The sequence below is a fragment of the Parvibaculum sp. genome, assembly GCF_039973015.1.
Classification (GTDB): domain Bacteria; phylum Pseudomonadota; class Alphaproteobacteria; order Parvibaculales; family Parvibaculaceae; genus Parvibaculum.
The window spans coordinates 629,105-641,166 of record NZ_JBDWLT010000008.1; the positions used below are offsets into that span (position 1 = coordinate 629,105).

The 12,062-nt window shown below is 63.5% G+C and carries 9 protein-coding genes; 7 read left to right on the top strand and 2 right to left on the bottom strand.

The features are described from left to right. The first annotated feature begins 46 nt into the window (after window positions 1–46). From ABJO61_RS09140 to ABJO61_RS09155, 4 genes are all read left to right on the top strand, one after another. On the top strand, window positions 47–3,112 hold the full coding sequence (locus ABJO61_RS09140) for a peptidoglycan-binding protein (protein WP_348324108.1): 3,066 nt from the start codon (window positions 47–49) through the stop codon (window positions 3,110–3,112). Between the two features lie 130 nt (window positions 3,113–3,242). After that, on the top strand, window positions 3,243–4,163 hold the full coding sequence (locus tag ABJO61_RS09145; RefSeq protein ID WP_348324198.1) for a sulfite exporter TauE/SafE family protein: 921 nt from the start codon (window positions 3,243–3,245) through the stop codon (window positions 4,161–4,163). Then, window positions 4,160–4,948 (top strand): TIGR02186 family protein, encoded by a 789-nt coding sequence (locus tag ABJO61_RS09150; protein ID WP_348324106.1) that lies wholly within the window; start codon window positions 4,160–4,162, stop codon window positions 4,946–4,948. The genes ABJO61_RS09145 and ABJO61_RS09150 overlap by 4 nt, the downstream gene beginning before the upstream one ends. Before the next feature lie 10 nt (window positions 4,949–4,958). Beyond that, a complete protein-coding gene (locus tag ABJO61_RS09155) occupies window positions 4,959–5,729 on the top strand; it encodes a cytochrome c biogenesis protein CcdA (protein ID WP_348324104.1) in 771 nt (256 codons plus the stop codon). Between the two features lie 279 nt (window positions 5,730–6,008). Here the strand turns inward: ABJO61_RS09155 and pdeM are convergent, their stop codons facing one another. Next, window positions 6,009–6,722, bottom strand: coding sequence for a ligase-associated DNA damage response endonuclease PdeM (pdeM, locus tag ABJO61_RS09160; protein WP_348324102.1), 714 nt, complete (start codon window positions 6,720–6,722; stop codon window positions 6,009–6,011). A 123-nt stretch (window positions 6,723–6,845) separates the two neighbouring features. Further along, the gene (locus ABJO61_RS09165) at window positions 6,846–9,395 is read right to left on the bottom strand and encodes a ligase-associated DNA damage response DEXH box helicase (protein WP_348324100.1); all 2,550 of its coding nucleotides are present in this window, start codon (window positions 9,393–9,395) and stop codon (window positions 6,846–6,848) included. Between the two features lie 279 nt (window positions 9,396–9,674). Here ABJO61_RS09165 and ABJO61_RS09170 point away from each other — a divergent pair, with 279 nt between their 5' ends. The 3 genes from ABJO61_RS09170 (at window position 9,675) to ABJO61_RS09180 (ending at window position 11,951) form a co-directional block, all read left to right on the top strand. Next, window positions 9,675–10,514 carry a mechanosensitive ion channel domain-containing protein gene (locus tag ABJO61_RS09170; protein WP_348324098.1) on the top strand — a complete coding sequence of 280 codons (840 nt, stop codon included), beginning with the start codon at window positions 9,675–9,677 and terminating at the stop codon, window positions 10,512–10,514. A gap of 49 nt (window positions 10,515–10,563) precedes the next feature. Next, window positions 10,564–10,836 carry a DUF6460 domain-containing protein gene (locus ABJO61_RS09175; RefSeq protein WP_348324096.1) on the top strand — a complete coding sequence of 91 codons (273 nt, stop codon included), beginning with the start codon at window positions 10,564–10,566 and terminating at the stop codon, window positions 10,834–10,836. Between the two features lie 236 nt (window positions 10,837–11,072). After that, window positions 11,073–11,951, top strand: coding sequence for an SDR family oxidoreductase (locus ABJO61_RS09180; protein WP_348324196.1), 879 nt, complete (start codon window positions 11,073–11,075; stop codon window positions 11,949–11,951). Window positions 11,952–12,062 lie beyond the last annotated feature (111 nt).

Below are 12,062 nucleotides of genomic sequence, written 5' to 3' on the forward strand. Positions count from 1 at the left end.
GCGCGGTTTATACTGGCCCAAAGGGTTAACGGGCATAGTGATTCGGATGCGATCGGGGGTTCCATGGAGCGTCAAGGGTATTGAACCCGAGGCGCGGGAGGCTGCCAAGCAGGCAGCACGCCGGCAAGGCGTGACGCTCGGCGCGTGGCTGAACCAGATCATCATGGACACCGGCACCGACGAAGTTGGGCAACAGGACCCTGAGATGTCTCAATCCCGATACAGCCAGCCGCAGCAAAGCGCACCGCAAAACCGGATGCCGGAACCGCAGATCGATCTCGGCCCCGTCGCGGAAGCCGTGCGCGAACTCGTGCAGCGGGTGGACGGCAGCGAACGCCGCACGGCCGACATGACGCGCAAGCTTGAAGCTACCGTGGGCCAGCTTGCCGCCCGCCTCGACCAGTCGGAGCACGAGATGGAAGACAGGTATTCGGAGGCGCGCACGATCGATCCGCTGGAGCGCAAACTTCAACAGCTCGGTGAACGCATGGAGCGCGCAGAGCGCGGCAGAGGCGGACGCGGCGAAGACACCCGCGCCATCCAGACGCTTGAAAAGGCACTGAACTCCGTCGTCGACCACCTCGAAACATCAGAGCGGCGGACGGACGATACGCTTGCCGAAATCCGCCAGACGCTTTCCGCCCTTTCCGGGCGCATCGAGAATGCCGAACAGGAAACCGAGCGCGAGGAGGCCAAGCGCCGCGCGCAGGCCCTTGAAGGTACACTGACGCAACTCGCCACGCGCCTTGAAAAGATGGAGCAGGGCGTCAGCACCGTCGGACCGCAGGCCGTCGAAGCGGCCCTGAAGGCGATCGAGGAAAAATCGAACGCCGAGAGCCAGCGCAAGACGATCGAGAACCTGCAACAGAGCCTTGAGCGAATTGCGCAGCGTGTCGAACGCGCCGAACACAGCGCCGACGAAACCGCGAAAGCGCTCGAAACGACGCTGGAGACGACGGTCAGCACGCTCGTCAAGAAGCTTGAGGACATTGATCATTCGCGGCGCACGGAAATTCCCGATGCGCTTGCCGCGCGCCTCGAACAGATGACGCGCCGGCTCGAGCAGAACGAGCACATGACGATGGAAGCCGCGCAGGCCGTCGAAAAGGCGGTTGCGGGGATCGGCGAGAACCTCAGCGAGAGCGAAAGCCGCGACCGCGAAGCCCTCACGTCGTTGCAGACGACAATCGAGCGCATGACGAACCGCCTCAGCCATCTCGAAAAAGAAACCAAGGCCGTAAAGGCACGCACGACGCTGTCGCCGCAGATCAATGCCGGCGGACTCGCAGCGGGTTTTCCGCCGTCCGGCCCCGGTTTCGGCATACCGAATTTCGACGCGCCGCCGATGATGGGTCCTGCCTATGGCAGCAATCTCGGCCCGGCCTTCGGACCGGGTGACTGGGACCGGCCGCAAACACATGCGCGCTCGGCCGATGCGTCACACGGCCATGATGCGCCGCGCCGCGAACCCGCACCGGCTGCCCCGCCGTTCGATGCCTATGACGCCGCGCCGCCCGCGCGCGCCGCCGCCCAGGATGATTTTCATTACGACGCGCATGACGATTACGAGGATGACGCGGAAGCACCGCCCTTCGCCGAAGAGCAGCAGGACAGCTATTACGCGGACCCGCATGACGAAATCGACGACGGCATAATTCCGCCCGATCCGCCCGAGCCCGTGCAGAACGCAGGACAGCGCGCGGCAAACGACTTTCTCGCCGCGGCGCGACGTGCCGCGCAGGCGGCTGCAGACGGCGGCGCGCGGCAGGAGCCTGCCTATAACGGCGCCCATACACCGGGATTCGCGGACTCTTCTGCGCGCTTTAGCGCCGAGAACAATGGCGAGGGCCGGCGCCGCAAGCTGGTGATCGGCGTGGCGGCGAGCTTCTTGCTGCTCGCCGTTCTCGCAGGCGCCTATGTGATGCTGCGCGGCGGTTCGACGCCGAGTGCGCCTGCCGTAACCCATGAGGGCAACGCGAGCGGCGGCGAAGCGGTGCCCGCGCCAAGCGTGCTCGGGGAAACACCTGCGGCAACGAAAAACCCGGAGGCCAGTCCGGAAGGCACCGGCGCCAGCGGCACCGCTTCGAGCGGAACTGCGGCGCCGGAAGCCAACGCCAAACCGGCGCCCCCCGAAGACGCCCTCGTTCCCGCACCGAAGAAGCCCGTCTCGAAGTCAACCGCGACACCGGCGGGCACGGCAACGCTGACGCCCGCAGCGCCGGCCACAGCGGCTCCCTCGACACCTGTCGAGACGGCGCCGGTCGAGCCCGCGAAAGTGACGCTGATGGACGCCGCAACAAAGGGCGACGCGGCCGCGCAATATGAAGTCGGCCTTCGCTACTCGAATGGCGAAGGCGTGACACAGGACATGGCCGAAGCCGCCAAATGGTTCGAGCGGGCAGCAAAGCAGGGACTGACCGTCGCCGAATACCGGCTTGCTGCGCAGTATGAAAAGGGACGCGGCGTAACGCAGAGCGACGCCAAGGCGCGCGAGTGGTACGAGAAGGCCGCGAAGGGCGGCAACGTGAAGGCAATGCATAATCTCGCCGTCATTCACGCGGAAGGGCGCGGCACGGCGCAGGACTTCACGACGGCGGCAAGCTGGTTTACCCAGGCCGCGAATTACGGCCTCGGCGACAGCCAGTACAACCTCGCGATCCTGAACGAACGCGGCCTTGGCGTAACCAAGAACCCGGTCGAAGCCTACAAGTGGCTGGATATCGCAGCGAAGGGCGGCGACAAGGGCGCGGCCGCAAAGCGCGACGCCATCGCCACCGAGTTGAGCCCCGAAGACCTTGCCCGCGCCAAAGTCGCCTCCGGCACGTGGAGCGCGAAGAAGCCCGAACCGCTTGCCAATGGCGACACCTCCTCGCTCAAGACCTGGGATGTCTCGTCGCTCGAAGGCGGCGCGGACGGCCCCGCGACACGCGCGGCCATCGCGCGGGCGCAGGACCGGCTCAACCGTCTCGGCTACGATGCGGGCTCGCCCGACGGGCTGATGGGCCCGCGCACAAGAGATGCGATACTCGAATACCAGCTTTCAGAAGGGCTGGAGACGACAGGGACGGTTACGCGCGAAACACTGGCGACGCTCGAAGCGACGCCGCACTGATCTTTCGCCAGAGCGCCAGGACCAGAGCGCTAGGAATCGGCGGGGGGACGTGCTACCCCAATCCGCATCCACCTTCCTTCTCAAGGCATTGCCGTCTTGAGTGTCTCTGGAAGCCGGAGCCGCGCGCGAGATGCAAATTTACCTGCCGATTGCCGAGTTGCCGGTCAGCATTCTGACCATTCTCGCCATGGGCGTTGCAGTCGGTTTTCTCTCCGGCATGTTCGGCATTGGCGGCGGCTTCCTGATGACCCCGCTTCTCATTTTTCTCGGCATTCCACCCGCCGTCGCCGTGGGCACACAGACGACGCAGGTCGTCGCCTCCTCGGTGACGGGGGCGCTTGCGCATTTTGCGCGCAAGTCCATCGACTTCAAAATGGGCGGCGTCCTTCTGCTGGGCGGCATCGCCGGTTCCGTGAGCGGGATCTACATCTTCAAGCTGCTGGCCGCCGTCGGCCAGATCGATCTCGCCATCTCCGTTATCTATGTTCTGTTTCTGAGCGTGATCGGCGCGATGATGATGGTGGAAAGCGTGCAGGCGATCCGCGCGGCGCGCGGCGGCGGAAGCGCCCCCAAGCGCAAGCATCACAGCTGGATCCACGGCCTGCCCTTCAAGGTGCGCTTTCGCCGCTCGAAACTCTACATCAGCGTGATCCCGCCCATTCTTGTCGGCTATTTCGTCGGTACGCTTTCCGCGATCATGGGCGTGGGCGGCGGCTTCATCATGATCCCGGCGATGATCTATCTCTTGCGGATGCCGACCAATGTCGTGATCGGCACATCCTTTTTCCAGATCGTCTTCGTCGCGGCGCTGACCGGCGTGATGCATTCGCTCGAAAACCAGGCGGTCGATATCGTGCTCGGCTTCCTGCTGGTGGTCGGCAGTGTGATCGGCGCGCAATATGGTGTACGCGCGGCAGAGAAGATGCCCGCCGAGCAGTTGCGTGCACTGCTTGCGGCAATCCTTCTCCTCATCGGCATGAGGCTCGGCTATGACCTTGTGAGCACACCGCCCGACCTCTACTCCGTGATCGAAGCGGAGCCGCAATCATGATGCGGCGTTGCGTGACAGCATTCATTGCACTTCTTTTCTTCGCGGCGCCCGCCCGTGCGGACCAGCTCGTCACCGACCTGTCGGAACACCAGATCGCGATCCGCTCCAACTTCACAGGCACCGAAATCCTTCTCTTCGGCGCGGTGGAAGCAGCCAGGCCCGGATCACGCGCGCTCAATCGCGATATCGTTGTCGTGGTGCAGGGGCCGGTGCGCCCGCTGACGGTGCGCCGCAAGGAACAGATGGCCGCAATCTGGGTGAACCATGACAGCGTGACCTATCCAAGCGTGCCCGGCTATTACGCCATCGCAAGCACGCGGCCGCTCGAAGTGACGGCAACACCCGAAACGCTGAAGGCGCTGCGCATCGGCATCGAGAACATCGACCCCGGTATGCCGACCGCGCGCGCCATCGACGGCACGCTGCAAATCCTGCCGCCGGACGAGGAGCGCGCCTTCTGGAAAGCGCTGATCCGCAACAAGCGGCGCGAAGGTCTTTATATAAATGTGCCGGGCGGTGTGACCTTTCTCGGCCAGACGCTTTTTCGCGCAACCGTCAAGATTCCGGCAAACGTACCCGTCGGCCTTTACACCGCGAAGGTCTTTTTGCTGCAGGAAGGCGAAGTCGTGGACACGATTTCATCGCCGCTCTATATCGACAAGCGAGGCGCCGAACGCTTTCTCTATCGGATGGCGCATCAGGACCCGCTGCTCTACGGCATGATTGCCGTGCTGGTTGCAGCATTCGCGGGCTGGCTCGCCTCCGCCGTCATGAGCCGCCGTTAGGGAGCCAGGCATGGAAGTCGGATATTTTGCAGCGGGTCTTGGCGGGCTCATCAGTTTTCTTTCGCCTTGCGTGTTGCCGCTGGTGCCGGCCTATCTCTGCTTCATCGCAGGCACCTCGCTCGAAGAGCTGACGCGCGAAGACGAGCAGGGAAAGCCGCTCGCCTCCGAAGGATTGACGCAGCGCGTGGCACTCGGCGCCATCGGCTTCGTGCTCGGCTTCACGACGATCTTCGTTGCGCTGGGCGCGAGCGCGAGCGCGATCAACCCGCTTATCCTTCAGCACAAAGAACTTCTGTCGCAGATCGCAGGCGCGGTCATCATCGTTTTCGGGCTTCACTATATGGGGCTCTTCCGCATCGCCTTTCTCAACCGCGAGGCGCGCTTCTACATCGCGGGGAACGGCGAAGGCGAACGAAGCCCGCTGATGCAATTCGCAAGCCCCTATCTGCTCGGGCTTGCTTTCGCATTTGGATGGACGCCATGCATTGGCCCCATTCTCGCAACGATCCTCACCATCGCAGCGGCACAGGAAAGCCTCAGCGCAGGCGTGACGCTGCTTACCGTCTATTCGCTCGGACTCGGCATTCCGTTTCTCGCGGCTGCATTCGCCGTACGCGGATTTTTGAGCTTCGCCTCGACGTTCCGCAAGCACATGCACAAGGTCGAAATCGCGGCGGGTGTGCTGCTGGCGATCACCGGCCTCATGATGCTGACAGGCACATTCGAGACGCTTGCGATCTTCCTCATCAACACGTTTCCGGTGCTCGCCACTTTCGGCTGAGCGGGCGGCCGAGCGGGGATAAGGCGACCTGTTTTGCCGCTGACCGTCATCGAAACGTCACCAAACCGTCACAAAGCAGTTCGGAGACGGTTCGAAGAAAATTTATGCCCGGATTTGAGGGCAGAGCTCGCAACCTGCCCCTCCCCAAAATTCGCGGGCGAATTTTGACCCTCCCGCAGGGGGAGGGTGAAAAAAATAATCCCCGCTTTTTGCGTCTCTCAAAAAAGCACCGGCGGGGTTTTGCGCCAAGTCAGAAAACCGGGGACAAGTTTTTTCGACTCAATCGGCTTCGAGGCGGCGCGCGGAAACGGGGATAACCGTCTTCGCGCCCATCATCCAGGCGTGAAAATCGAAACCGGGCAAAAGATCATCGTAAGCCGTATCGAGAACATTGAGGCCACCTGCATAGGCGCCGAAGGCCGGCATGATCATCCGGGTGCCATCCGATGCGAAACAGCGGCGGCGGAGACGGCGCCCCCGAACGCGAACCGCCGCACACGGATGAAGATGGCCCGCGACCTCGCCCGTCGACGGCGCGGCCTGCGGCTCGTGGCGGAAGGTGAGCGGACCAATGCGAAGCTCCTCCATCACCGCGCCGCCGAAGGCGCGAGGCGGAACCGGATCGTGATTGCCCGCGATCCAGATCCAATCGAGCGAGTACGAGAGACGCGAGAGGCGGGCCGCATCTTCCGGCGACATGCGATGCTCGGCTTCACGATCATGGAAGCTGTCGCCAAGGGCGACGAGGGTTTGCGGTTTCAGCTTCTCGGCAAGGGCTTCAAGGCGGGCGATGGTGGCGCGCGTATCATAGGGCGGGAGCGGCAGCCCACGCGCGGCGAAAGCTGAGCCTTTCTCGAAATGAAGATCGGCGACGACGAGCAGGCGCTCGTCGGCCAACCACGCCGCGCCTTCCGGCATGAGATCGAAGGCCTGCCCACAGACAAGGAGCGAGGGATGGGCGGTTGCTTGTATTTCTCTTTTCAGATCGAGCATTTTGCCGAGACGATAAGCCCATGGGTCCCGGCTTTCGCCGGGATGACAATTTTGTTTGTGGCCAAGTCCCAGCATGTGCAGCGACTGCCGGGCCTCATCTTTTATAGATCGAGTCGGCTTGCATCAAACAAGCCGCGTCGCCTCGGCAATCAGATCGTCCGCCGCTTCGGAGAGTAGCGCCTCATTTGCCTCACCGTCCACGCTGACCTTGCCGATGTCGAGAAGAACGGGGACGGCAAGCGGCGAGACCCGGTCGAGGCGCTTCAGGGTGATGCGGGTTTTCACGCGCTTCAGCATTTCCGCCACACGGCCGACATCGAGAAGGCCGGTTGCTGCGTCATTCCAGGTGGCGCGGAGCAGGATGTGGTCCGGCTCGTGCTCGCGCAGCACATTATATATGAGGTCGGAGGAGAAAGTGACCTGACGGCCCGTCTTCTCCAAGCCCGGATAGCGGCGCTCGATGAGACCGGAAATGATCGCGCAATCGCGGAAGGTGCGTTTCAGCAAGCTCGACTCGCCAAGCCATGCATCGAGATCGTCGCCCAGCATGTCTTCCGCGAAAAGTTCGCCAAGCGGCAGCTCGTGACGCTCATGCATCATACCCGGATCGCGCAGGCACCAGATGGCGAGCGCATATTCGGAGGCGACGAAACCCAAAGGCCGCGCGCCCGCACGATCGAGGCGGCGCGTGAGCAGCATGCCGAGCGTCTGATGCGCGAGGCGGCCCTCGAAGGGATAACAGACGAGGTAGAACTTGTCGCCGCGCGGGAAGGTTTCCACCAGCAGATTGTTCTCGGCCGGCAGGACGGAGCGCCATGCCTGTATTTCCAGCCATTCGCGCACGGGCGCGGGGAGCGCCGCCCATTGCTCGCGATGCGCGAGCATGGTGCGGACGCGGGCGGCGAGATAGGTCGAGAGCGGGAACTTGCCGCCATAATAGGACGGGATCATGGGCTCGGCGGCATTCGACTTCGTGACCAGCGCCTCCGTTTCGGCGAGGCCCTCGAAGCGAAGCACATGGCCCGCGAAAAGGAAGGTGTCGCCGGGCGAGAGCTGGTCGATGAAATATTCCTCGATCTCGCCGAGGTATCTTCCCCCCATCGCGCCTATGGGGCGGCGCCCTCCCCGCTTGATCATGCGGACCTTCAGCATCGGCGCCTCGACGATGGTGCCGACATTCATGCGATATTGCTGGATGACGGAAGGAGAGGCGGCGCGAAAGCGCATGTCGCCCTCGGCCTTCGCATTGGGCCGCAGACGCGCGAAGCGGTCGTAGTTTTTCAGCGCATAGCCGCCGGTCGAAACGAAGTCGACCACCTTGCCGAACGCCTCGCGCGTGAGTTCGCGGTATGGCGCGGCGGAGCGCACCTCCTCATAAAGCTCATCCGGGTCGAAGGGCGCTGAACAGGCGCAACCGAGAATGTGCTGCGCCAGAACATCGAGCGCGCCGGTACGCGAGACCATGCCGTCCTGCGCGCCTTCGATGGCGGCGGCGCGCGCGGCCTCGCATTCCAGCACCTCGAAACGGTTTGCAGGCACGAGGACGGCGCGCGAGGGATCGTCAAGGCGGTGGTTCGCGCGACCGATCCGCTGAAGAAGACGGCTCGCGCCTTTGGGCGCGCCCATGTTCACCACGAGATCGACCTCGCCCCAGTCGATGCCGAGGTCGAGGGTCGAGGTGCAGACGACAGCGCGGAGCGTACCCGCCGACATGGCGGCCTCGACCTTGCGGCGCGCCTCCGCCGAGAGAGAGCCGTGGTGAAGCGCGATGGGCAGCGTATCCTCGTTCAGCCGCCAGAGCTCCTGAAAGACGAATTCGGCCTGTGAGCGCGTGTTGACGAAAACGAGTGTCGTGCGGTTCGCGCGGATCGCCTCATAGACAGCGGGAAGCGCATGGCGGGCGGAATGTCCCGACCAGGGAATGCGGATTTCTTCATCGCCTTCATCCGCCGGTGTGAGCACCGAAATTTCCGGGAGCGCGCCGGGGGGCGCGACGACGATCTCGCTGAGATTTTCCGCGCCGGGGAGTTGGGGCATGAGATAGCGGCGCAGCGCATCGGGCTCGGCAACCGTGGCCGAGAGGCCGGTACGGCGAAGACCCGGCGCGAGCTTCGCGAGGCGCGCGAGACCGAGCGCGAGGAGATCGCCGCGCTTCGAATTCGCCAGCGCATGCAACTCGTCCAGCACGATGCAAGAGAGCGAGCCGAAGAAGACGCCTGCATCGGGATAGGACAGGAGAAGCGCGAGCTGCTCCGGCGTCGTCATCAAAATGTCGGGCGGTTCGCGGCGCTGGCGCTGGCGGCGGTTTTGCGGCGTGTCGCCGGTGCGGGTTTCGATGGAGATGTCGAGGCCCATTTCGGCGACGGGCATTTCGAGGTTGCGCTTCACATCGACGGCAAGGGCCTTGAGGGGCGATATATAGAGTGTGTGCAGGGCGCGTTTTTTCGGGGCCGGACGAGTGGCAAGACCGGCGAGGCTCGGAAGGAAGCCGGCCAGCGTCTTGCCAGCGCCTGTGGGCGCGATGAGGAGCGCGGACTTGCCCTGCGCCGCCAGCGCGAGAAGCGCGAGCTGATGGGCGCGCGGGTGCCAGCCGCGGGAGGCGAACCAGCGGGCGAAGACGGGAGGGAGCGCGTCGTCATACGCATCCGCGGCAAGGGAGGCTGGTCTGTTCATCGTGAGAGTGTAGAGCCCACCCTCCCCCTGTGGGAGGGTCGAAAAATTGAGCACAGCGAAAATTTTTCGGGGAGGGGTACTCCGTTGTCGGCGATTGGCTCGCCTTCCGTTTCCCTCGCTTACCCCTCCCCGAAATTCGCGTTGCGAATTTCGACCCTCCCACAGGGGGAGGGTGGACGTCGTGTTAACTGTCCCGAAAATGGCCCTTTTCTGTGGTTCAATTTAGAGGCGTGTCGTGGGAAACTCCCCTCTCCCGCCATCGTCACGGAGTTCCCCCCGATGCTCGACCAGTTGCCGTCCGCCATTCGCGAACAGTTCGACGTTCTGCTGCCGCAACTTCTCGCGGGCGGGGTGAACTTTCTCACCGCCATCATCATCCTGATCGCCGGCTTCTGGTTCGCCGGTCGTGTGCGCGTGTGGACCATGCAGGGGCTCGGGCGCTGGCCGACCATGGACGAGATGCTGCTGAACTTCTTCGGCACCATTGCGCGCTATCTCGTGCTCACCTTCACCATTCTTGCGGTGCTGGCGAAATTCGGCGTGCAGACGGCGAGCCTTATCGCCGTTCTCGGCGCGGCGGGCCTTGCCGTCGGCCTTGCGCTGCAGGGCACGCTTTCAAATGTTGCGGCGGGTGTGATGCTGCTGATCTTCCGGCCGTTCCGCGCGGGCCACTATGTGGAGGCGGGCGGCGTTGCCGGGACGGTGAAACAGCTTTCGCTCTTCACGACCGAGCTCGCCACACCCGACAATGTGCAGATCATCGTGCCGAACAGCCAGGTCTGGGGGCAGGCGATCACCAATTACACCTATCACCCGCAACGCCGCCTCGACATGACCTTCGGCATTTCCTACAGCGACAATATCGGCAAGGCGATGGAGATCATTCGCGGCGAGCTGGAGGCGGACGAGCGCTGCCTGAAGGAGCCGGAGCCCTTTATCGGCGTCATCAATCTTGGCGACAGCTCGGTCGATATCGTGACGCGCGTCTGGGTGAACAATGCGGACTACTGGCCGGCGAAATTCGACCTGACGCGGCGCGTGAAGGAACGCTTCGACGAGAACGGCATTACCATCCCCTTCCCGGTACGGACGGTTTACAATACCGCTGCGGCGGATTGAATTTGACGGCTGCGGGACCTCTTGCAGCCAAACAAGGATGAAAGCGACCATGAACCGTTTTTTCGGCGGACCCGTTCTGCCCACGATCTTCAAGCTCGCCGTCGCTTCCATCGCGGTTGGCGTTGTGCTCGCCGTGTTCGGCATCAAGCCGATAGACCTCTGGCGCGATTTCATCGACACGCTGGCGCGCATCTGGGAGATGGGTTTCGACGCCATCGACTGGTCGGTGCAATATCTGCTGCTCGGCGCGGTCGTCGTGATCCCGATCTTCGTCGCGGTGAGGCTGTGGAGCGTGCTGATGGCGCGCAGCGGGAAGGAATAGGTTTCCATTCCATCGTCATCGCGAGGAGGCCGGAAGGCCGACGAAGCGATCCAGGGCGGCAAGCTCAGCACAAGCGGCCCCTGGATTGCCGCGTCGCGGCTGCGCCGCGCCTCGCAATGACGAGTCAAGGGAACGCGTTCCCGCCTTCCCTTGCGTCAAACCGAAAGGCGAGACGGCGCGCGCATGACAAGCTAATCTCGCCCGCAAAACACATGCGGGAGGACGATATGGCGACGATGTTTCGCGACGGATTGCTCAAGGGCAAGCGCATTCTGGTAACGGGCGGCGGCACGGGCCTCGGCAAGGAAATGGCCGAGGACTATCTCAGGCTCGGCGCCGACATTTACATTTGCGGGCGGCGCAAACACGTTCTCGACGACACCGCAAAAGAACTCATGGACAAACATGGCGGCTCCGTGAAGACGCATAGCGTCGACATTCGCGTGGCGCCCGCCGTCGACGAGATGATCGAGGAAATCTGGGCCGATGGCCCGCTGACGGGCCTCGTCAACAATGCGGCGGGCAATTTCATCTCGCCGACAAAAGACCTTTCGACGCGCGGCTTCGATGCGATTGCAGGCATCGTTTTTCACGGCTCGTTCTACGTCACGCATTCGATCGGCACACGCTGGATCCGCGACAAGGTGCCGGGCAGCGTCATCTCGATCCTGACCACATGGGTGTGGAACGGCGGTCCCTTCACCGTGCCGAGCGCGATGTCGAAGGCGGGCGTCAACATCATGACGAAATCGCTCGCCGCCGAATGGGGGCCTTACGGCATTCGCCTCAACGCGATTGCGCCCGGGCCCTTCCCGACCGAAGGCGCATGGGCGCGGCTCTCGCCCGGCCAGTCGACGGACGGCGAAGGCTCGCGCGAGGGCATTCCGATGGGGCGCGTCGGCCAGATGGACGAACTGAAAAACCTCGCCACCTTCCTGATGGGCGATGGCTGCGACTATCTTACCGGGCAGTGCATCGCCATCGACGGTGCGGGCTTCTCGGGCAATGGCGGCAACTTCTCGCGGCTCTCGAAACTCTCGGACGAAGAGTGGGACAAGATGCGCGAGATGATCCGCGGCGCGAACGACAAGGACAAGGCGCAGCGGAGCGTCTGAGGCTTGGCGGCACCCGCAAACATCGTCATTGCGAACGACCATAGGGAGCGAAGCAATCCAGAGCGGCAAGCACCGAGCAAGCGGCCCCTGGATTGCTTCGTCGCGCTCGCG

Coding starts and splice junctions, on each gene's coding strand:
- ABJO61_RS09150 (WP_348324106.1), top strand. CDS start 4,160: ATGATGCGGCGTTGCGTGACAGCATTCATTGCACTTCTTTTCTTCGCG.
- ABJO61_RS09140 (WP_348324108.1), top strand. CDS start 47: ATGCGATCGGGGGTTCCATGGAGCGTCAAGGGTATTGAACCCGAGGCG.
- ABJO61_RS09155 (WP_348324104.1), top strand. CDS start 4,959: ATGGAAGTCGGATATTTTGCAGCGGGTCTTGGCGGGCTCATCAGTTTT.
- pdeM (WP_348324102.1), bottom strand. CDS start 6,722: ATGCTCGATCTGAAAAGAGAAATACAAGCAACCGCCCATCCCTCGCTC.
- ABJO61_RS09180 (WP_348324196.1), top strand. CDS start 11,073: ATGTTTCGCGACGGATTGCTCAAGGGCAAGCGCATTCTGGTAACGGGC.
- ABJO61_RS09145 (WP_348324198.1), top strand. CDS start 3,243: ATGCAAATTTACCTGCCGATTGCCGAGTTGCCGGTCAGCATTCTGACC.
- ABJO61_RS09175 (WP_348324096.1), top strand. CDS start 10,564: ATGAACCGTTTTTTCGGCGGACCCGTTCTGCCCACGATCTTCAAGCTC.
- ABJO61_RS09165 (WP_348324100.1), bottom strand. CDS start 9,395: ATGAACAGACCAGCCTCCCTTGCCGCGGATGCGTATGACGACGCGCTC.
- ABJO61_RS09170 (WP_348324098.1), top strand. CDS start 9,675: ATGCTCGACCAGTTGCCGTCCGCCATTCGCGAACAGTTCGACGTTCTG.